Below are 20222 nucleotides of genomic sequence, written 5' to 3'. Positions count from 1 at the left end.
TCATTAGGAACCGCGACCAGCCTGCGGTCCCACCGGCACATCGGGACAGCAGACCGTATTAGCTCTTCGACGAGTCGTCGGGACGCGAGGGTCGGTCGGCGGAATCGTCTTCCGGTCTCTCCTGCGCCGTCGCCGCGTCGTCGCGGTGCCTGCGGACGACGAGGACCGGCCCGACCGACTCGGCAGCGACGCGTTCGGCCTCCTCGCCGAGGAGGAACGACCGCAGCGACGGTGCCTGTTCACACATGACAATCGCGTCGTGGCCGGTCGCGGCCGCGAGCAGCGCCTCGAGCGGCGGCTCGTCGACCATGAGTTCGGTCGCGACGTCGATACCGCGCTCGGTGAGGGGATCGGCGGCTGCCTCGAGGACGTCCTGACCGTGGCGCTCGTCATCGGTCGCGAGGACGAGTGTGACGCCGATCTCACGGTCGCCGATCAGTTCCGTGACGAAGCTGGTGATCCGGTCGACGGCGACGTCGCCGGTCAGCGCCACGAGGAGGCGATCGACCGGGCCGGTCGTGCCGGTGATAGCGTAGGCGTCGGCGGCCGTTTCGTCGGCGACCCGGTCGATCGTCTGCTCCCGGTCGTGGGTGAACACGAGGCGGTGGTCGGCGCTCCCGCCAGCGGCTTCGAACGCCGCCTCGAGATCGACGAGCGCCTCGGTTGCCCTGTCCTCGTATTGCAGTCGCGCCTGATCGGGTGGCGTCTGCTCGGGCAGGACATGATACCCCAGTACGGTCACGTCCATCGTCGCGAGCAGCGTCGGGAGGCCGGTCGAGACCGATTCGCCCTCGAGGATCGCCAGCGGAACGAGGACCCGCGTCATTGGAGTGCCCCCTTGAGGGTTACGTCGCGGGCATAGTAGGCGTACCAGCCGGCGGTCGCGATCATGATCGCGATGCCGATGAGCTGTGACGTGCGCTGCATGAAGCCGATCAGGGCGAAACTGGCGAGCGCGCCGAGTATCGGGACGACGGGATAGCCGGGGGCCCGGAAGTCGGGATCGTACCACTCCGGCTCGTCACGGCGCAGTGCGAGTAGTGCCACACAGATCAGCCCGTACATGACCAGATGCAGGAACGAGGCGACCTCCGCGAGCACTTCCACGCGACCGGTCGCGACCAGCGCGAGAATCGGCCCGCCGGCCATCCCCAGCGCGACGTGTGGCGTGCCGTATCGTAGGTTGATGTGGCTCGCTCGCCGCGGTAACAGGGCGTCTTTCGAGACCGCGTAGATGGCTCGAGATGTGCTGAGGACTGACGCGTTCGCACTCGACATGGTCGCGAGCAGCCCGCCGAACACGATCGCGACCGCACCGGCCGCGCCGAGGTAGTGGCGGCCGACCTCGACCATGGCTGTCTCGCCGAGTTCCGCGAGTCGATCGCCGCCGAACGCGCTCGTCGCGACGAAGATCGTCGCCACGTAGAGGACACCGACAATGAGGACGGAGCCGACCATCGCCAGCGGCAGGTTCCGGCCGGGGTCTTTCATCTCCCCGGCGACGGTCGCCACCTGCGCGAAGCCCAGATACGAGGTGAACACGAGCGCCGCGGTCGTCAACACCGGCATCGCCCCGAACGGGGCAAACTGTTCGGGCGTGGACGGATCACCGATGAGTCCCACCGCGTCGAGGCCGCCGTACCCGAGGAAGACGGCCAGTATCGAGAGCAACAACGCGACGATCCCGTTCTGAAGTTTCGCCGCGTTTTCCGTTCCGGTGATGTTCAACACGGTAAAGCCCGCCCCGAACAGCAACGCCAGCGGAATGACGAGATCGTCGCCGACCGCGATTCCGAGTTCCGCGAGCGTGTCGACGGCGTAGTAGCCGAAGCCGACGAGGTAAAACGCCGTCGCGAACACCAGCCCGAACCACAGCGACAGCCCGACGACGGTCCCGGCGAGCGTGCCCAGTCCGCGGGAGATGTAGTAGTAGCCGCCACCGCTTTTTGGCATCGCCGTCGCGAGTTCGGAGGCCGGCAGCGCGACCAGGAGGGCGACGAGCGCGCCGATCGCAAACGATCCCGCCGCGGCGGGGCCGGCTCGGCCGGCCGCCAGCCCCGGGAACACGAAGATTCCGGCCCCGATCATCGTCCCGATCCCGATGGCGAGGCCGCCGGTCAGCCCGAGCGTCCGCTCGAGTTCGGCGTCGTCGGTGATCGTCGCCTCCTCGGTCTCGATCGTCGGCTCGAGCTGTGGTGACTCTCCCTCGACGTTGGTCCCACCGACCGACGACGGATCACTCATACCAAAGGCGTCTCACGCCTGCCGTATAGCTCTGCTGTCGAATGCAGGCGACTGGCACCCCGTCCCGTTCGGCACCGCAACGAATTGACCCCATGTCTACCCAGTGAGCTCGTCGGCCAGTAGCCGGAGACTCTCGTCGTCCTCGTCGGCTGCGTCCGGGACCGCAAGCATGACCTCCTCGATACCAACGTCGGCGTAGTCGGCGAGCCGGTCACGAACCTCCGCGGGCGTTCCCGTGGGGGCCGTCTCGAGGTAGCCCGCGAGGAAGAACTCGCGGGGCTCGCTAGGCTCTCCGGAGAGAAACTCCCGTCGAAACTGCTCGCGCTTTTGCTCGGCCGCGGCGGTCGTCTGGCCGACGAAGACGAATAGCTCGGCGGATTTGCGGATCTCGTCGTATCGGGCCTCGCTCTCGCAGTGATCCCTGAGCACGTCGAGCTTCTCGGCGAAGCCCTCGGGCTCGAGCGTGCCGAAGTTCCAGCCGTCGGCCAGCTCGGCAGTGTAGCGCAGCGTGAACTGCTCGCCGCCGCCACCGATCCAGATCGGCGGATGGGGTTCCTGGACGGGCTGGGGTTCACAGAAGGCATCCTCGAGGTCGATCTCGAGGTGTGTGCCCTCGTGGCTGTAGGTGTCGTTCGTCCACAGCCCCTGGAGGATCTCGACGGTTTCGGCGAGCCGGCGCAGGCGTTCGGCCGGTGGCTCGCGGAACTCGTAGCCAAAGCGGTCGTACTCGGCCTCGTACCAGCCGCCGCCGAGGCCGAGCTCGAGCCGGCCGTCGCTGATCTGATCGACCGTCGCCGCCATCTTCGCGAGCAGGGCCGGATGGCGGTAAGATTGGCTCGTCACGAGGGTGCCCAGCCGGATCCGGTCGGTCGCCTCGGCGACGGCACTCAGGGTCGTCCAGCACTCCTGGGTCGCCCGCCGCGGGTCGCCGATCCACGACTGGAAGTGGTCCTCGAGCCAGACCGCGTCGTAGTCCAGCCGCTCGGCCTCGAGTGCGGTCTCTCGAACCGTCGCGCTATCGGTCCCGTACTGGGGAAGGATGACGCCGACGTCGAGGTCGGCCGCGCTCATTCGGAGACCTCCTGATCGAGCGCCAGCGCCCGCTCGACGAGCGTTTCGGGATCCGCGGCGACGAGTTTCACGATCGCCTCTTTCCCGACCTCGCCGCGGTCGATGACGGCGACCGGCGGCTCGTCACGGTCGTCGAAGGCCTGTCGGGCACCCCAGCCCATCGTGCTGTCCTCGATCTCTGCGACTTCGTCGGGCTGTTGGCTCCGATCGTACTCGGCAACCGGCCACGCGAGTGCCTCGAGGGCTGCCTCGACGTCCGCGTCGAACCGGCAGTTGACCGCAAAGCGGAGGTCCGGGAAGAACTCCCGTGCGGAGAGGAGGAAGCGAGCGACGTGACTCGAGGCCCCGAATCGGACGCCGCGGTTAGGGTGGACCCCCGAGAGGGTTCGGGTGATCCGGCCCTCGACGGCGGCCGTCTCGGCGACGGAGTCGGCATACGGCGTCGCGCCGACGACGTTCATGCCGACCTCGGGAACCAGTGCCGACACGTCGGCGTCGACGAACCGATCGACGACCGCCTGGACCATCTCGGCGGTGGGTTCCCGGGAAGCTTCGTTTCGTAGCGCGGCCATGTGGTTGACCGCGCCATGACCCTCGCCCACGTCGTAGTAGTACCGCACCGCGCGGGCGAGGAAGTCCGTCGCACCCCCGACCGCGGGCTCGAGGGCCTCTCCCTTGGCGAGTCGGGCCGCGATCGCCGCGGCGAGCGTACAGCCGGAGCCGTGCGTCGCGTCGGTGGCGACGCGTGGGTGTTCGAACGTCCGGACGATGTTGTCGGTGACGAGCGTATCCCGTACCTGCTCGCCGGGGACGTGGCCGCCCTTGATCAGGACCGCGTCGACGCCCGTCTCGAGGATCACCTCGCCAGCCTCGCGGGCAGTCTCCTCGTCGGTGACGGCGATGTCGGTCAAGACCTCGGCCTCGTCGGCGTTGGGCGTCGCGACGGTCGCCTCGCCCAGCAGGGCTTCGTAGGCCCGTTCGGCTTCGGGCTCGAGCAGTCGGTCGCCGGAGGTCGCGACCATCACCGGGTCGACCACCAGCGGGAAATCGAATCCCTGTGCGTGGTCGGCGACGGTCTCGATAACTTCCGTCGTCGCGAGCATCCCCGTCTTCGCCGCGCCGACCGCGAAGTCGTCGGTGACGGCCTCTAGTTGTGCGTCGACTTCGTCGATCGGCAGGACGTGCGAGGACGCGACGCCACGGGTATTCTGGGCCGTGACAGCGGTGATCGCCGACGTCCCGAAGACGCCGTGGGCGGCCATCGTCGCGAGATCGGCCTGGATGCCCGCGCCGCCGCCGGAGTCGCTGCCGGCGATCGTCAGCGCGACCGGCCGGCTCTCGGGTGCTGGTGTTCGCATACGACATCGTATTCCGCGGTTGTACTAAGCCATGATGGTCCCTTCTTGGCAAGGACGGAGCCTTTTGTCGCTCGGGATGTATTGACCTGTATGACACGGCGCTCTCGGTCCCGAACGCAGTCCTCGACTGCCTTGCGGCCCGATGCCAGCGCTGGCGAGCAACCGCCCGCCGAGGCGGGGAGCCCGAGTCCGATCCTCGAGCTCCTCGTCGTCTTCGTGCTCGTTTTCGTCGTGCAGGGAGTCACGGCCTTTGCAGGCGTGATGGGCGCGCTATTCGTTCTCGCGCCGCCGCTTTTGACCAACCCGTGGACCATCGTCACGAGCGTCTACGCCCACAGCGGCCTCGGTCATCTGCTTTCGAACAGCCTCGCCTTGCTAGTCTTCGGCTGGCCGGTCGCGCGGGCGACCACGCGACTTCGCTTTCACGTCTTCTTCGCGACCGCCGGCGCGATTGCCGGCGTCGCCCAGCTCGTTCTGACGGGGACGCTTGCAGCGCTCCCGATCGTCCCCGTCGCGCCGACAGCCGGCGTCATCGGTGCCAGCGGTGCCGTCTTCGCACTCCTGGGCTATCTCGTCGCGTCGAACCGGCTCTCGAGCGGCCTCGCCTCGCTCGTCGACGTCCCGAACTGGCTGTCGGCACTCGTGTTCGTCGGGCTCGCAGTCGCGCTCACGCTTGCGACCGCCTCGCCCGGCGTCGCCGTGCTCGCTCACTTCGCCGGCTTCCTGGTCGGTGCGCTCGCCGGCCGCGCTCGCGTGCTTGCCGTCGGTTCGTGACCAGTCGTGGCTCACTGCGGTGTGTCCTCGCCTCGAGTGGCCACCATGGTTCGCTGTCTCGATTCGGCTTCGAAACACAAGCCTCAAATAGAAACCGCTGATAGGAACGTGCGAGGGCTCGTAGATCAGTGGCAGATCGCTTCCTTCGCAAGGAAGAGGCCCCGGGTTCAAATCCCGGCGAGTCCACTTCTTCACATCGCTTCGCTCGTTCAGTCGTAGACTCGCCGTACATCGCAAACGCTTCGCGTTTGCTCAGTCCCGGCGAGTCCAACCCCCTCTGGCTGCCATTTCGAACTCTCCGCTCAGTTGCATCGCCCTCGCAAAGGCGATCGCGAGGAGATTCCGGTCATGGTAGACGTCGCCGAGCGAGTGATAGCGGTCGGGGATATGATAGTCTCGCACTGGTGAGATCAATGGTTAAACAGATTCAGGACCAGTTGAAAACGTAGCCATGCCGATCCATCAGTTGGTACAAGTTGGTCGTACGTCGGGCGGTGTCGTGCTTCCGAAGAGCGAACTTCGGGCGCTTGGATTGGTCGACGACGAAGGCAACGTGAAAGATCAACTGGTTAGGGTAACGCGGACAGACGATGGGACGTGGGAAGTGGCACTGATTGATCCGAACGATTACCCAACAGTAGAAAGCTGACCAATTCTAAACAGCCACTTAGCCATTTTCTATTTCGTTGGTAATAGAATCGAATATCTCTGGTAGATGTTCTTCTAATGCCTCTTTCTTTGATACATTTGGGTCCATGCCCGATTGAAACACTTCCAAAGTGTTTTCATAGACGCTTTCTCCAATAATGCTGGTAGCTAGCATAACATAATATATTTGAAGGAATTTTGATGGTCTTCCTGAAAATATCGCATTCCAGTGCATTTTCGTTATTAAGTCGCTAGACGACCCAGGTGTGAAATCCCCTACACCGTATGTGAGACTATCTACAACTGTTGTTCGTAAATGCACTAAAACAAGTATTAGAAGAGCTAGGAACGCTGTTGAAATAGATAGGGCTGTTATAACTTTTGGTGACTGCTTTCCAAATAGTGAGAAAAGTTGACTTTGGATACTAGGGGATATACTGACTGCAGAGGTGGTTAAACCAAGAATAGCGAATAATAGTGAGACGAGGAACTCGCCTTCATTGAGTCGCCTTTCAGTTTTTTCTACAGCCTTCAGACCTTCTTGCCGAATAAGATGGCGACTCATAGACGGATACTCAGGATAGTTTTCCTCTAAGATCTTGTCTACCCCTATAGAGAATGAATTTGCTAGATCGTCACGGATATCTTGGACTTTCTCATCTGAAAAGAACAGAGATGTTCTCATAACAGAGTGTGGTCTAAATATCGATCCAAAAAAGAGCAGTATCCTTGTCGGCAGAAATAGAACCCAGACTAATATGTAAAAGAGGCTCAGAGAAAACATGGCAGTAAGCAGCTTCAAAGCACCCATTGATAGATCAAGACAATTCCACTAACATAAATCTAAATTATAGGAACATTGCCAGCGCTGTATCTGGGTTTGAACTATGCGATATTGGATAGAGGAGAACCATCTGGCCTGTCCGAGAACTACCTCATTCTCGGACACAAATCCGCGTGTTTCTCGCTGGTCGTCCCGATTGACCAGTGTTTGCGGTGGGTTTTGTCCGAGAATCCAGGGGTTTCCGGCCAACAGTCTATTTATTCCTGCCGAACGACCACACCCTATGGAGCGGGTCAGCCTCAGCGAGGTCGACCGATGGATGAGTCCAGCACGGAGTAAACGTTCTCTCTCGCACGCACTCGAGGCCGAACAGCTCGCAGTAAATCACTACATCCTCGAGCCCGGCGAGAGCTTCGGATTCGGCTATCATCGCCACGCTGACCAGGAAGAACTCTTCTACGTGCTCGAGGGGACGGCGACGTTCGAGACGGAAGAGGGTGACGTGACCGTCAGCGCGGAGGAAGCGATCCGCTTTGCGCCCGGCGAATGGCAACTCGGCCGCAACGAGACTGACGAACGGGTCGTGGCGCTCGCACTCGGTGCACCTGCCGACACCGGCGAGACGGATATTCTCCGGACGTGTCCCGACTGTGGCAAGCGCCAGCCGGTCCGTATCGAACCGACCAATGACCGCGACGCCCTCGTTGCCATCTGTGAGGAATGCGGTGCGGAGACGGTGCGTCACTCCTGATACTGTCGGATAGCAGTCAATACGCAGTCGGCCGCGAATTCGCGGCCGTCTTCACTGGCGACGGCCGCAGCAGCGCGACCAATCTTCACGTCGTTCTGTCTAGCAGATGAGCCTCGTTCTCCAGCGCTGTGTCTGCAGGTCCAGTCTCGAGGATGTCGGTGACTGTCTTCGGATACAGGCTGCCCAAGCAGTGGAATACAAACTTTCGCTAGACCAACACTCGCTCGCACGTCACGGTGACGGAGCGCACGCGAGCACGACTTTCCTTCCTCGAGCGACCGCTCTCAGTGAACGTCCTCCTCGAAGACGTCGTCTGCCTCGACGATTCGAAGTGCTGGATCATCGCACGAACAGGTGTTGTGCGGGCTGATGGGGTGGATCGTTCCGTCCGGAGTAATCCAGACCGTCAGCAACTCGCCACAGGTGCTGCAGACGCCGGGCGCTTTCTCTTTGCGTTCGTCAGAGGGGGTCATCGAAATCCGCTCATTGTGGGTTAGTCACAAGGGCCCGCAGACGGAAAGTATCAGGGGGGTCGAGACGACCGACGCTTGGTACCCCGTGGCGCTGGTCACGGTGGGGTGCAAGGCAGGTCGTGATCCGACTCGCGGTGACGTGAGTCAGTGCACCTCGAGTCGCCACCGGCTTCAGGTACGAGGGAGCTTCGGGACGTGAAAATGTAACAATAAGATGGAATTCTACCCTGCTGAGAGGTCCCCTGCGTGTTTATCCCAGTCCTTGATGTGCCGACGCACATGGGTGAACTCGAGACTGAAGCACAGAAATCTCGGTCGGAGGTCGCAGCGTCTCTCCGCGGGCTGGCCGAGCAACTCGACGGTGACGGCGACGTGACTCTCGAACTCGGTGAGACCACCGTCGCGATGACCCCGTCGGAGCCGATCCCGTTCAAACTGGAAGGCGAGTCGGACTGGTCCGAGGGCGACACGGAGGCAAAACAGAGTATCGAATTCGAACTCGTCTGGTGGCGTGAGGCCCACACTGCAGACGAGGGCACGCTCGATATTCGCGAGTGACGCAGGGCTGACAGAGACAGATGTATACCCAAATCCTCTTTCCCACTGATGGCAGTGAGGGATCGGCAGCCGCGTTCGATCACGTCCTCGAGATCGCCGACAGCCACGACTCGACGGTTCACATCCTCAATGTAGCGGATACGACACAAGACAGCGTGCTCCGCCGGCAAGGCGAGGTCGTCGATACGCTCGTCCAGGAGGGCGAGACGATCGTCGACGATGCCGACGATCGTGCCCAGCAGCGGGGGATCGAGACGGTCACCGAGGTCCGGAAGGGCGTCCCCTACAGTACGATCGTCGACTACGCAGCGTCACACGATGTCGATCTCGTCGTCATGCCGACCCACGGACGACAGGGGCTTCGGCGATTCCTGCTCGGCAGTACGACCGAGCGGGTCATCAGGCAGGCCGAGACTCCCATGCTGACGATTCGACCGGATACCGACACGATCGACTACCCGTACCGGAACGTACTGGTTCCGACCGACGGGAGCGAGAGCGCACAGGACGCACTCGCGATCGGGACCGACATCGCGACCACCGAGGGGGCAGCGTTGCATCTCCTGTCGGTCGTCACGACCGCGACACTCGGTGTCGACGTCCGGAACGAGATCCAGCTGTCGATGCTCGAGGAGAGCGCGACCAAGATCCTCGACGATGCGTCGGCGTTCGCGACCGAGACTGGCGTCGAGCCGGCCGCCGAAACGATCGAGTTCGGCTCGTCGATCCCCCAGACGATTCGGACGTACGTCGACGAGCACGACATCGACCTCGTCGTCGTCGGCACGCACGGCCGCACGGGATTCGATCGATATCTGCTCGGTAGCGTCACCGAACAGCTCGTTCGGACGTCGCCGGTTCCGGTACTGACCGTTTGGGGAGAGCGCGGCGATACGTAACAGCAGTTCCTGCTCGTCTCGCTCGTGACGACCAAGCCGGGGCACGACTCATACGTCCCGCTCCCGTCCAGACAGGTATGGTAACAGTGCTCGTGGCCGTTCGGGATCGATTGTTCGTCTGTACGAGCGACGGGCTCGAGCCGGATGGCTGGACGGCCACGTCGCGACTCGAGGGACGTGACCTTGTCCTCGAGTGTGTCGGCGCACATCCGAGCGCGTCCGGTCGGCTCTTCGTCGGCACCCGCGACGGATTGATCCGCTCCGTCGACGGCGGGGACTCGTTCGACCGCCGTGAGACGCAGTTCGTGGCCGAGGGCACAGCAGGTGGACGAGCGGTCACGCGGACCGACGCGACACCGACCGCCAGCGAGGGCGACCGCGTGATGGCCGTGACCGTCAGCCCGCACGATCCGGCGGTCGTCTACGCCGGCACCGAACCCAGCCGGCTCTATCGCTCGCGTGACGGCGGTGACTCTTGGACACATCTCGAGGGACTGGCCGCCCTCCCCTCGGCTGACGAGTGGTCGTTTCCGCCGCGGCCACACACCCACCACGTCCGCACGCTCGCGGTCGATCCGTTCGATCCCGACCGGCTCGCCGTCGGGATCGAGGCCGGCGCGTTCGTCACCACGCCCGACGGCGGCGAGACGTGGCGCGAGCGGCCGCCGGGCTCGCGCCGGGACAATCATAGTCTCGTGACCCATCCCGATCGCGAGGGACGGCTCTACGCCGCGGCCGGCGACGGCTACGCCGAGAGCGACGACTTCGGTGACTCGTGGCGACATCCACAGGACGGGCTCGCACACCGGTACTGCTGGTCGGTCGTCCCCGACCCCGGCGATCCCGACCGCGTCATGATCTCGAGTGCACGCGGTGCGAGGACGGCACACACCCCGCGCAGGGCGAACTCGTTCGTCTATCGGCGTGCGGGTGAGACGGATTCGTGGGAGCGCCTCGAGGGACGCGGTCTCCCGACCGGCGAGGGTGTCGTCCGCACGGTGCTTGCGACGATGGGCGAGCCGGGCGTGGTCATCGCGGTCAACAACCGCGGGCTGTTTCTGACGCGGGATTTCGGTGACTCGTGGACGCAGGGTGACGTCGACTGGTCTGAGGGACTCAGGGAGGAGACGCCGCGCGGGCTGGTCGCGCTTCCCTGAGCCGTCAGCGACCGCCGTGACCGTCGGTGGCTGTCTCTCGGACGACGGCGACCGTGACGGCGTGGACGGAGCCGACGAGGGCGGTACTCAGGATCGTGCCGACCCACGGAACGAGTCCGAGAAGCCACGCCGCGAGCCCAAATGCAACGACGAGTGGGAGAATCGACCAGCCACGACCGCGAGTTGCGCGTCCACTCCGCCGGAGTGCAGTGACCGGTCCTGATCCGCTGACGATGAACGCTGGCGCAGCGAAGACGCGAACGAAGACGACGAAGAGGGGAACGATTAAGATGAGTCCGGCGATCAGCCCGACAGCATCTCCGACGAGCGTGGTAAGGATGCGAAACGCTACGTCGAACGACGCGACGAGGCCGACGTACGCGAGCAGTCGCCGCGGCGTCGTCCCGCCGCTGTCGGCCGATAGCCCGCGAGCGATCGTCACGGTGCCAGCGGCCGCGATAACGAAGACGGCGACGACCTCGAGTGTGATTCCCCAGACGAGATAGGGAAGTTTCAGATCGATCAGGGACGACAGCGCTCGTGCCGTCTCCGGCACACCGGTCGGGTAGCCAGTGTACGCGACGGTGATCGACGCGCCGTTTTGTTCCACCGGCATCGTCGGGATCGGGTCGTGGCGTCGAATCCAGTCGAGGAGCCAGAGGCACACGCCGGCGACGACGAACGGCACGAAAAGAACGGGGTCGCGCTGGAGTCGATCGAGCGCCAGCGAGAACGGTGAGACCGGATGGCCAGCGCCGGCGCGATCGCTTCCACCCGGTGTTGGATCGAACGGTTCCTCAGTCATGGTTCGTCCTCCAGCGCAAGCACCTGATCGCCGTCGACAATATAGAGCACGCCGTCTCCAACCACGGGCGGGGAGAAGTACCACTCCGATTCACGAGTAAAGCGTCGTTCGCCAGTCTCTGCATCGAGTGCGATGAGTTCGGCACCCCTCGTGATGTAGACGACGCCGTCGGCGACGACCGGTGTCGCTTCGTGACTAAACGCGACTGACCACACGTCGGCACCCGTCTCGAGGTCGAGCGCGTACAGCGACTCGTCACCGTCGGTGACGAACACGCGTCCCTCGGCGACAGCAGCGGCCCCCTCGGTCGCGTTCCCGTCGAGATTTCGCGTCCAACGAACGTCACCGCTGTCCTCGTACAGTGTTACGCCACGTCGAGTCGGGACGACGACGCCGGTTTCAGTGGCCGTTGGCGGCCGGTTGACATCGGCATCGTCGAGTGACTCAGCCCACTGCTTGGAGCCGGTTTCAGCGTCGAACGCCGCCACGTCACTGGGCCAGCCGGTCGCGTACACGGTGTCACCGCTTACTGCGGGCCGGAAGGCGGTGCCACCGATGTCGCCCCTGGGAAATCGTCGCCGCCATCGCTCACGGCCGCTGTCCGCCTCGAGCGCGACGATATCGCTTGTGGTGGGTGCCACAGCGTACACTGTCTCGTCGACCGAGGCTGGCGGCGGTGCCTTCGAGGGGCCGAAAACGGACGGCTCCGGCTCGGTACCCGGCCCGCGCCACCGTTGTTTGCCAACATGAACGCCGAACAGCGCTAGCCCGCCGCCGGCATTCAAACCGACGAGCCCACCGGGTGAACTGATCGCCAGCGTCTTCGTTCGATAAATCGACGTCGCGGCACATGCAGGACTCGAGTGGGAGACGCCGTAGTTGGCGTAGGAAAACCGGACGTCACCCGTGGCGGCATCGAGTGCGAACAGTTCCCTGTTGCCGGCGTAGACCGTTCCGTCGACGACCACCGGTGGATCGGGTTCGAACCCGCCGGTCCGCTCGAGGTCTCCGGCCCACGCGACTCGCGGATCGTCTTTCGGCCCCGACGCATCGGGGTTGTAGCCGGTGCCAGCGGCGTCGTATCGGGCCATCGGCCAGTCGAGCGTCGCCGACGTAGACTGCGCGGCCGTCACGGCGTGGCCACCGATGAGGCCAGCCGCGGCGAGTCCGATACCGGCGAGCGTCTGTCGTCTGGAGGGCATTTGATTCGAGCTAGCTTCGTTTTGATTGAAATACATTTATAAGTTTATACACCACTCGGGGAGTTACATGGCGGCGAAACCGTCTACCGAGCGCGTTTTCGTTCGAGACGGGAGAAACGAACAGAACACGTCGCGATCGATCGCCGGCACACGGGTGGGTGGTTCGAAATCCTTTTAGGCGCTACACGGGGATAGTAGAGTAACTGAGTGATATCATGGACGTCGACATCATCTCCGAAGAGGAGAACCCCATGTTGCATCGAACGGACGTGACTTTCGAACTGTCCCACGAGGACGCCACCCCCGAGCGCCTGCAGGTCCGAGACAGCCTCGCCGCGAAGCTGAACAAGGACGCCGCCGAGGTCGTCATCCGCAAGCTCGACACCAAGTTCGGGATGCGCAAGACGGTCGGTCAGGCGAAGGTCTACGACACGGCCGACGACGCCCGCGACGTCGAACAAGACCACATGCTCGAGCGCAACAAGATCGGTGCTGAAGAAGACGCCGACGCCGAAGCGGAGGAGGCCTAAGATGGCGCGCTACGACCTCTACAACGACGACGGCACCACCAACGGCGAACTCTGCCCGCGCTGTGGCGACGTTTTCCTCGCCGACCACGGCGACCGCAAACACTGCGGGAAGTGCGGCTACACCGAGTGGGAATAACCCCTGAGTGATGGCCGACGTGCCGCGGACGGAGTTGGCACGTCAACGCGTACGACCCGTTTTTCATCCGTGACTAATACCATCCGTATCCTCGGGATCGAAGGCACTGCCTGGGCTGCCAGCGCGGCGCTTTTCGACGCCGAGACCGACGACGTCGTCATCGAAACCGACGCCTATCAGCCCGAGAGCGGCGGCATTCACCCCCGCGAGGCGTCCGAACACATGCACGACGCCATCCCGGACGTCGTCGGCCGCGTCCTCGAGCACGCCCGCGAGACCTACGACGGCCCGGCTACAGAACCGCCGGTCGACGCTATCGCCTTCTCTCGCGGCCCCGGCCTCGGCCCCTGTCTGCGCGTCGTCGGCACGGCCGCCCGGGCGCTGAGTCAAGTTCTCGAGGTGCCGCTGGTCGGCGTCAATCACATGGTCGCCCACCTCGAGATCGGCCGCCACACCTCCGGGTTCGACTCGCCGGTCTGTCTCAACGCCAGCGGGGCGAACGCACATCTGCTGGCCTACCGGAACGGCCGGTATCGCGTTCTCGGGGAGACGATGGACACGGGTGTCGGGAACTCGATCGACAAGTTCACCCGCCACGTCGGCTGGTCCCATCCCGGCGGACCGAAGGTCGAGCAAGCGGCCAAAGACGGCGAGTACGTCGATCTGCCCTACGTCGTCAAGGGGATGGACTTCTCGTTTTCGGGCATTATGAGCGCTGCCAAGCAGCGCTACGACGACGGCGTCCCGGTCGAGGACGTCTGTTACTCCTTACAGGAGAACATCTTCGGCATGCTGACCGAAGTCGCAGAGCGTGCCCTGTCGCTGACCGGCAGCGACGAACTCGTCCTCGGTGGTGGCGTCGGACGGAACGCCCGCCTGCGCGAGATGCTCGCCGAGATGTGTGCCCAGCGCGGAGCCGACTTCCACGCGCCCGAACCCCGATTCCTGGGTGACAACGCAGGGATGATCGCCGTACTGGGTGCGAAAATGTACGCCGCGGACGATACGCTGGCGCTCGAGGACTCGCGTGTCGACCCCAATTTCAGGCCCGATCAGGTTCCCGTTACTTGGCGTAGAGATGAGCCCGAGCTCGCGGCCGGTCGTGGCGTGGATGCGGCCGACGACACTCAGGTCCGCGGGGCCGAAGCGCTGGTCGACATCGCGCCCGACGCTGGCCGCGTGACGAAGCGCCGCAAGGCCAAGACCTACCGCCACCCTGCCCTCGACGACCGGCTCCGCACGGAGCGAACGACGCTCGAGGCCCGCCTAACCAGCCTGGCTCGCCGCGAGGGCGTCCCGACGCCGGTGCTGTCGGACGTCGATCGGACCGAGGCGCGACTCGAACTCGAGTACGTCGGCGAGCGCGACCTGCAGGCGGCGCTGTCACCCGAACGGGTTCGTGACGTCGGCCGCCACCTCGCGCGGCTCCACCGGGCGGGATTCGTCCACGGCGATCCGACGACGCGGAACGTCCGTGTCGATGGCGATCGCACCTACCTCATCGATTTCGGCCTCGGCTATCACACCGACCACGTCGAGGACTACGCGATGGATCTGCACGTCTTCGATCAGAGCCTCGTCGGCACCGCCGCCGACCCCGAGCCGCTCCGCGAGGCGGCCCGCGAGGGATATCGTGAGGTCGGCGACCAGCGGGTGCTCGAGCGCCTGCACGATGTCGAGGGGCGTGGGCGGTATCAGTCGGACGCGGAGTAGCACCACGTCAATCGGCTGCTGGCCGCCGCCGACTCGCAGCGCTCGTCGTAGCACACAATATCTTTATCGGGGGACGACGTATCACCGATCATGGCAGACAAGCCGACTTCCGGTGAGATTCTTGGGATCCCGTATAACTTCGAACGACCGAGCATCGGCCGCATGCTCTCGGCGTACTGGCAGCCCGGCGAAGGCATGCTCGTCGAGAAACCCTTTGGCGTCGGCTACACGCTCAATCTCGCCAACTGGCGCTCGTGGCTCGTCGTCCTCGTCGCCGGCGGCCTCCTGTGGCAACAGGAGCAAGGCTCGAGCGACGACAGTGAGGAGCGAGCGGACGAGCCGGTCGAAGTCATCGTCGACGAAACCGACGACTGAGCGCGAGCACTGCTGCTTTCTCTCCGATCCGATCCGATACCGAACAGAAACATGTCTCGCCCAGCGGACCGTCGCCGATCAGCGGTCGACTTCGCCCATAATGCAGTCGAGGCTGCCGATCGCCGCGATGAGATCGGCCACGTACTCGCCGCGGGCGAGTTCGGGCAGCGCTGAGAGGTTCGAAAAGCAGGGACTGCGGATCTTGAACCGGGCTGGCGTGTCGGTGCCGTCCGATCGGATGTAGATGCCGAGTTCGCCTTTCGCACCTTCGACGGCACGGTAGGTCTCGGCGTCGGCGTCGGGTTTGAGCGTTCTGGGGACGTTGCTCTGGAGCTTGCGATCGTCGTCGGGCCACTCCGCGAGCAGATCCAGACACTGGTCGACGATTTTCGCGGATTCCTCGACCTCGCGCAAGCGGACGAGCACCCTGGCGTAGTTGTCGCCGTCGGGTTCGGCGACGACGCTCCACTCTAACTCGTCGTAGTAGCCGTAGGTGTCGTCCCGGCGGAGGTCGTAGTCGATCCCCGAGCCGCGGGCCACGGGGCCGGTACAGCCGTACTGTTTGGCGGTCTCCGGCTCGAGTACGCCCGTGCCGACACACCGGCGCTGGAAGATCTCGTTGCCGGTCAGCAGGTCGTGATACTCGTCGATTTTGGCGGGTAGTCCGTCCAAGAAGTCACGACACTGCACGATGAACTGCTCGCGGGGCTCGGGCAGGTCCCAGGCCACCCCACCGAGCCGGAGGTAGTTGAACATCATCCGCTGGCCGGTCAGGGCCTCGAGGATGTCGAGGACGAGTTCGCGGTCGCGGATGGCGTACTGGAAGGCAGCGGTGAACTCGCCGACGATGTCCAGCGCGTAGGTGCCGACGGCGATGAAATGCGAGGCCAGCCGCGAGAGTTCGGCCCCCATCGTCCGAATGACTTGGGCGTACTCGGGGACCTCGATATCGGCGAGGTCCTCGGCAGCGCGGGCGTAGGCCCACTCGTTTATGAGTCCCGAGGAGACCCAGTCCCAGCGGTCCGGATAGGGCATGATCTGGTGGCGATACGTCGACTGCTGGCACATCTGTTCCTCGCAGCGGTGGATGTAGCCGATATCGGGTTCGGCGTCGACGACCGTCTCGCCATCGAGCACCGCCTCGACGTGCAAGACGCCGTGGGTCGACGGATGGTGGGGCCCGATGTTCAGGAACATCGTCTCCGATTCGGGCCGCCGTTCGTCGCCCGCGACCGGGTTCGCGTGCTCCGAGAGAGTGACGACCTGTGGCTGGTCCTGGTCGTAGGACAGCGAGAGCGGATGGCCCTGCCAGGTTTCGGGCAGGAGAATGCGCCGCAGCTCCGGGTGATCCTCGTACTCGATGCCGACGAGGTCGTAGGCCTCGCGCTCGTGCCAGTCGGCGGTCCGAAAGACCGGTTCTGCGGACTCGCTGACCGGCTCGTCGATCGGTGTCGGGACGACGACGCTGACCTCTCGCGTCGGATCGGCGTATGACTTCAGGTGGTAGATCGTCTCGAACCGGTCGGGATACTGCTGGGCGGTGACACAGGAACAGTGATCGAATCCTCCCTCCTCGCGGAGCGTGGCAAGCACCGACTGGACCTCGTCCGGGCGGATCACAACGCCCGGCGCGTTCAGGTGGTCGTCGCGGGCGATGACAGCATCGTCGAGCAGGGCGGCGAGATCGACATCCCCGCCGGAACCGACCGCTTCGGGTGGCCGTGACTCGAGGGCCGACTCTGATGACATAGCCCGTGATTCGAACGGCCGAAACGAGTCAATTCTGCGACAGCCACTAGGCTATTTATATACGCACGCCGGACCATCCGGCCGTGAAGACCGTTCGGCTCACGCTCCGGTACGACGCCGAGACGATCCATCCGATGCACCGGTTCGTCGCCGACAGCGACGCCTTCGACGCCTATCGGATGGTCCACGGGAACTTCGCCGGCGGCGACGAGAATGCCTTCATCTTCCACGTTGTCGGCGATCCGGCTGTCTACGAAGCCGCCCTCGCGGACAGCGATCGCGTCTCCGAGTACGAACTCACGCGAACCGGCGACCGCTCGTTTACCGTCTACGTTCGCGACGTGCCCGAAGGGGTCGACAAACGGCTGCTCGAGTTGTTTACCCAGGGAAGTCTCGTCACGTTACCGCCACTGGAGTACCGCTCGGACTGGACGGTTCGCTTTTCGGTCGTCGGCGAACCACCGGACATTCGGCAGGCACTCGCGGACGTTCCCGACGGGATCGAGACCACCGTCGACCGCGTCGGCGAGTACGACGGGTGCGACGCCGCGGTCGGCGCGCTGACTTCCCGCCAGCGCGAAGCGCTACGGGTCGCTCGCAGCCTCGGCTACTTCGACGTGCCTCGTACCGCGAGCGTCGAAGACGTGGCCGCGGCACTCGAGTGTGCGCCGGGGACGGCCGCCGAACATCTCCGGAAGGCGGAAGCGACGGTGATCGACGCCCTCGAGTTGTGAAGGGGCCAAGCGCAACCGACGACGCTTTGCCGCCGACGCACCGTCGCTCGCATATGGCCATTCAATTTGTCACCGGCAACGAGGGGAAAGTCCGCGAGGCACGCGAGTATCTCGAGGGGCTCGAGCCCGTCGAACAGATCGAGTACGACTACACCGAAGTCCAAAGCGACTCGCTGTCCGAGATCGCGGCTCACGGGGCCCGTGAGGCGTTCGAACACCTGGGAAGCGACGAGCCGGTGCTGGTCGACGACGCCGGGCTATTCGTCGATGCGCTGGGCGGCTTTCCAGGGCCGTACTCGGCGTACGTCGAGGACACCGTCGGCGTCGAGCGGCTGTGGCGACTCGCCGAGACCGAAGAAAACCGCCGTGCACGCTTCCGAACCGTCCTCGCGTACGCTGACGACGACGGGACGGAGACGTTTTCGGGCTCGGTCGCCGGCACGCTCGTCGCCCCCCGCGGCGAGGGTGGGTTCGGCTACGATCCCATCTTCGAGTACAACGGGCAGACGATGGCCGAGATGAGCACCGAGGAAAAGAACGCGATCTCTCACCGCGGGCGCGCGCTCGCGGCGTTCGCGGAGTGGTACGCCGACCGCGAGGCGTGATCGACCCGACCGCTGGCCTGAAACCTATAAGCGTCAGTCGGTGGTGAAACGAGACGCGCCGACATGTACGATACGATCCTCGTTCCGACCGACGGCAGCGATGCGGCGAACCGGGCGACCGAACACGCGGTGAGTCTCGCTCGCACGTTCGATGCCGATCTGTACGGACTCTACGTCGTGGACACCCAGCGCTATGGCAAGCGAACGCTCGGGACCGAAGACGTCCTCGAGGAACTCGAGGAACGGGGCCGTGAGGTCCTCGCAGAACTCGAAGAGCGGGCCGATGCGGACAGTGTGCAGGCCACGACCGAGGTCGTCGACGGCCGCCCCTCGTCGGAGATCACCGCGTACGCGGACGAGATCGACGCCGACCTGATCGTCCTCGGCAACCGCGGACTCGGAGGCGTCGGGGGAACGATCGGGAGCAACGCCGAACGCGTCGTTCGGTACGGGGATCGGCCGGTCATTACGGCCTGACACTCAGGCCCGAAAACGTATCACGCGACGGCGTGTGAGCTATTTCCCCCGGTTTCGCGTGGACCGTACTGCGACGATGTACGATACGATCCTCGTTCCGACCGACGGCAGCGACCCGGCGAACCGCGCCGTCGAGCACGCACTGGCGCTGGCCGAACGATACGATTCGAACGTCGACCTCCTCTACTGCGTCGAGACCTACCGCTACGGCGAACCTGCACTCAGCAGCGCCGAAATCGTACTCAACGACCTCGAGGAGCGCGGCCAGTCGCTGCTCGACGACCTCGCCGAGCGCGCCGACAACTACGGAGCCGAGGTCTCGACGTGTCTCTGCCACGGCCGTCCCTGGGAGGAGATCCTCACGCGGGCCGACAACGTCGACGCCGACCTCATCGTCATCGGCTACCAGGGCCAGAGCCACAGTCGCGGCGGCAAGATCGGAAGCGTCGCCGAACGCGTCGTCCGATCGGCCGACCGACCGGTGTTGACTGCTTGACCGGACGCCGCTTCACATCGAGGCGCGAACAGCCACCGCTCGAGTTACAAGCGACGCTACGCCGATTCTGAGTCCGAGTCGGGGTAGAACTCCGGATGTGGCTCGAGGCCCGCGAGTCGTGGCGGCGACGTCTGCCGGACGATGTGGACGTCGTAGGTGTCGTCGGCGGCGACGTGGACGCCGACGCTCGTCAGCGGCGTCACGACGCGGCCGACGTTCTCGCTGCCGAGGAAGACGACCGTCGGATCGTACTGCTGTGCCAGCCGTTCGATTCGGCCGGCCAGTCGCTGTTCGGGTGGGAACTCACGAATCTGTTCGTACTCGAACGTGGCGTCGGGTGCGATCGATTCGACCTGCTCGCGAAGGGCTTCGATGACGGCATCGACATCGAACGCCTCGTCCGGACCGATCCAGCCCTTTTCGCGTGCGTAGCCCTTTCGTTCCGGGACGACGCTGACGGCCGCGACCGGTTCCTCGAGCGCACGGCCGTACTCGACGGCCCGTGCAAGCGCTGCTTCAGCCAGGTCCGATCCGTCGAACGGGACGACGAATGTCATACCGACAGCATTGGCGGGGACGATAGTAACGTTGTGGGCCCACGACTCCCGCTCGAGACCGGACGTCTTCGAGCACGGCCTGAAAACAGGCACCACTACTATCGGGGTACGGATCGTGGTGTTCGC

The 20222-nt window shown here is 64.4% G+C and carries 24 protein-coding genes and 1 tRNA gene; 14 read left to right on the top strand and 11 right to left on the bottom strand.

What is annotated here, in order from left to right; all coding sequences use genetic code 11:
* Positions 1 to 58 precede the first annotated feature (58 nt).
* The 4 genes from E2L06_RS14275 to thiD all read right to left on the bottom strand — a co-directional run bounded on the left by E2L06_RS14275 (position 59) and on the right by thiD (position 4673).
* The gene (locus tag E2L06_RS14275) at positions 59 to 826 is read right to left on the bottom strand and encodes a universal stress protein (protein ID WP_138782284.1); all 768 of its coding nucleotides are present in this window, start codon (positions 824 to 826) and stop codon (positions 59 to 61) included.
* A complete protein-coding gene (locus tag E2L06_RS14270) occupies positions 823 to 2244 on the bottom strand; it encodes an APC family permease (RefSeq protein ID WP_138782283.1) in 1422 nt (473 codons plus the stop codon). The genes E2L06_RS14275 and E2L06_RS14270 overlap by 4 nt, the downstream gene beginning before the upstream one ends.
* Before the next feature lie 96 nt (positions 2245 to 2340).
* Positions 2341 to 3315, bottom strand: a complete 975-nt coding sequence (locus E2L06_RS14265) for a TIGR03560 family F420-dependent LLM class oxidoreductase (protein WP_138782282.1) — start codon at positions 3313 to 3315, stop codon at positions 2341 to 2343.
* Entirely contained in the window at positions 3312 to 4673 is a 1362-nt protein-coding gene (thiD, locus tag E2L06_RS14260; protein WP_138782281.1) for a bifunctional hydroxymethylpyrimidine kinase/phosphomethylpyrimidine kinase, read from the bottom strand. The genes E2L06_RS14265 and thiD overlap by 4 nt, the downstream gene beginning before the upstream one ends.
* Before the next feature lie 90 nt (positions 4674 to 4763).
* On the opposite strand from thiD, the gene E2L06_RS14255 reads away from it, so the two are divergent.
* Together E2L06_RS14255 and E2L06_RS14250 are read left to right on the top strand one after the other, a co-directional pair.
* Positions 4764 to 5447, top strand: a complete 684-nt coding sequence (locus E2L06_RS14255; RefSeq protein ID WP_138782280.1) for a rhomboid family intramembrane serine protease — start codon at positions 4764 to 4766, stop codon at positions 5445 to 5447.
* Positions 5448 to 5561: 114 nt separating this feature from the next.
* Positions 5562 to 5633: transfer RNA gene (locus E2L06_RS14250), tRNA-Ala, on the top strand.
* A gap of 66 nt (positions 5634 to 5699) precedes the next feature.
* On the opposite strand, the gene E2L06_RS21980 is transcribed toward E2L06_RS14250, so the two are convergent.
* Positions 5700 to 5861, bottom strand: coding sequence for a hypothetical protein (locus E2L06_RS21980; protein ID WP_171052377.1), 162 nt, complete (start codon positions 5859 to 5861; stop codon positions 5700 to 5702).
* Between the two features lie 253 nt (positions 5862 to 6114).
* Complete coding sequence (locus tag E2L06_RS14240) at positions 6115 to 6906, bottom strand: hypothetical protein (RefSeq protein WP_138782278.1); 792 nt, start codon at positions 6904 to 6906, stop codon at positions 6115 to 6117.
* A 256-nt stretch (positions 6907 to 7162) separates the two neighbouring features.
* Here E2L06_RS14240 and E2L06_RS14235 point away from each other — a divergent pair, with 256 nt between their 5' ends.
* Positions 7163 to 7630 (top strand): cupin domain-containing protein, encoded by a 468-nt coding sequence (locus E2L06_RS14235; RefSeq protein ID WP_138782277.1) that lies wholly within the window; start codon positions 7163 to 7165, stop codon positions 7628 to 7630.
* A 284-nt stretch (positions 7631 to 7914) separates the two neighbouring features.
* Here the strand turns inward: E2L06_RS14235 and E2L06_RS14230 are convergent, their stop codons facing one another.
* Complete coding sequence (locus E2L06_RS14230; RefSeq protein ID WP_138782276.1) at positions 7915 to 8103, bottom strand: hypothetical protein; 189 nt, start codon at positions 8101 to 8103, stop codon at positions 7915 to 7917.
* A 279-nt stretch (positions 8104 to 8382) separates the two neighbouring features.
* Between E2L06_RS14230 and E2L06_RS14225 the strand changes: the two genes are divergently transcribed.
* The 3 genes from E2L06_RS14225 to E2L06_RS14215 all read left to right on the top strand — a co-directional run bounded on the left by E2L06_RS14225 (position 8383) and on the right by E2L06_RS14215 (position 10717).
* On the top strand, positions 8383 to 8661 hold the full coding sequence (locus E2L06_RS14225) for an amphi-Trp domain-containing protein (protein WP_138782275.1): 279 nt from the start codon (positions 8383 to 8385) through the stop codon (positions 8659 to 8661).
* Between the two features lie 20 nt (positions 8662 to 8681).
* Positions 8682 to 9560: a universal stress protein gene (locus E2L06_RS14220; RefSeq protein WP_138782274.1), complete on the top strand. Its 879-nt coding sequence runs from the start codon at positions 8682 to 8684 to the stop codon at positions 9558 to 9560.
* Positions 9561 to 9637: 77 nt separating this feature from the next.
* Positions 9638 to 10717 (top strand): hypothetical protein, encoded by a 1080-nt coding sequence (locus tag E2L06_RS14215; protein WP_138782273.1) that lies wholly within the window; start codon positions 9638 to 9640, stop codon positions 10715 to 10717.
* Between the two features lie 4 nt (positions 10718 to 10721).
* On the opposite strand, the gene E2L06_RS14210 is transcribed toward E2L06_RS14215, so the two are convergent.
* Positions 10722 to 11522: a hypothetical protein gene (locus E2L06_RS14210; RefSeq protein WP_138782272.1), complete on the bottom strand. Its 801-nt coding sequence runs from the start codon at positions 11520 to 11522 to the stop codon at positions 10722 to 10724.
* The gene (locus tag E2L06_RS14205; protein WP_138782271.1) at positions 11519 to 12724 is read right to left on the bottom strand and encodes a PQQ-binding-like beta-propeller repeat protein; all 1206 of its coding nucleotides are present in this window, start codon (positions 12722 to 12724) and stop codon (positions 11519 to 11521) included. Before E2L06_RS14205 ends, E2L06_RS14210 begins: the two co-directional genes overlap by 4 nt.
* A gap of 215 nt (positions 12725 to 12939) precedes the next feature.
* Between E2L06_RS14205 and E2L06_RS14200 the strand changes: the two genes are divergently transcribed.
* The 4 genes from E2L06_RS14200 (at position 12940) to E2L06_RS14185 (ending at position 15478) form a co-directional block, all read left to right on the top strand.
* The gene (locus E2L06_RS14200) at positions 12940 to 13254 is read left to right on the top strand and encodes a 30S ribosomal protein S24e (RefSeq protein ID WP_138782270.1); all 315 of its coding nucleotides are present in this window, start codon (positions 12940 to 12942) and stop codon (positions 13252 to 13254) included.
* A gap of 1 nt (position 13255) precedes the next feature.
* Positions 13256 to 13390, top strand: coding sequence for a 30S ribosomal protein S27ae (locus E2L06_RS14195; protein WP_138782269.1), 135 nt, complete (start codon positions 13256 to 13258; stop codon positions 13388 to 13390).
* 69 nt (positions 13391 to 13459) lie between these two features.
* Positions 13460 to 15103, top strand: a complete 1644-nt coding sequence (locus E2L06_RS14190; RefSeq protein WP_138782268.1) for a bifunctional N(6)-L-threonylcarbamoyladenine synthase/serine/threonine protein kinase — start codon at positions 13460 to 13462, stop codon at positions 15101 to 15103.
* 90 nt (positions 15104 to 15193) lie between these two features.
* Complete coding sequence (locus E2L06_RS14185) at positions 15194 to 15478, top strand: DUF5808 domain-containing protein (RefSeq protein ID WP_130498973.1); 285 nt, start codon at positions 15194 to 15196, stop codon at positions 15476 to 15478.
* A 78-nt stretch (positions 15479 to 15556) separates the two neighbouring features.
* Here the strand turns inward: E2L06_RS14185 and E2L06_RS14180 are convergent, their stop codons facing one another.
* Positions 15557 to 17227 carry an NADH-quinone oxidoreductase subunit D gene (locus E2L06_RS14180; RefSeq protein WP_138782267.1) on the bottom strand — a complete coding sequence of 557 codons (1671 nt, stop codon included), beginning with the start codon at positions 17225 to 17227 and terminating at the stop codon, positions 15557 to 15559.
* Positions 17228 to 17310: 83 nt separating this feature from the next.
* On the opposite strand from E2L06_RS14180, the gene E2L06_RS14175 reads away from it, so the two are divergent.
* The 4 genes from E2L06_RS14175 (at position 17311) to E2L06_RS14160 (ending at position 19539) form a co-directional block, all read left to right on the top strand.
* Positions 17311 to 17961 carry a helix-turn-helix domain-containing protein gene (locus E2L06_RS14175; RefSeq protein ID WP_138782266.1) on the top strand — a complete coding sequence of 217 codons (651 nt, stop codon included), beginning with the start codon at positions 17311 to 17313 and terminating at the stop codon, positions 17959 to 17961.
* Between the two features lie 53 nt (positions 17962 to 18014).
* On the top strand, positions 18015 to 18566 hold the full coding sequence (locus E2L06_RS14170; RefSeq protein WP_138782265.1) for an XTP/dITP diphosphatase: 552 nt from the start codon (positions 18015 to 18017) through the stop codon (positions 18564 to 18566).
* Between the two features lie 63 nt (positions 18567 to 18629).
* Positions 18630 to 19043, top strand: a complete 414-nt coding sequence (locus E2L06_RS14165) for a universal stress protein (protein ID WP_138782264.1) — start codon at positions 18630 to 18632, stop codon at positions 19041 to 19043.
* A 76-nt stretch (positions 19044 to 19119) separates the two neighbouring features.
* Positions 19120 to 19539 (top strand): universal stress protein, encoded by a 420-nt coding sequence (locus tag E2L06_RS14160; RefSeq protein ID WP_138782263.1) that lies wholly within the window; start codon positions 19120 to 19122, stop codon positions 19537 to 19539.
* A 56-nt stretch (positions 19540 to 19595) separates the two neighbouring features.
* On the opposite strand, the gene E2L06_RS14155 is transcribed toward E2L06_RS14160, so the two are convergent.
* Entirely contained in the window at positions 19596 to 20096 is a 501-nt protein-coding gene (locus E2L06_RS14155) for a universal stress protein (RefSeq protein WP_138782262.1), read from the bottom strand.
* Between the last annotated feature and the right edge of the window lie 126 nt (positions 20097 to 20222).

It is taken from the genome of Haloterrigena sp. H1 (genome assembly GCF_005938085.1).
Lineage (GTDB): Archaea > Halobacteriota > Halobacteria > Halobacteriales > Natrialbaceae > Natrinema.
The sequence above is the reverse complement of the archived record's forward strand: the minus strand, read 5'-3'. Positions and strand labels throughout refer to the sequence as shown.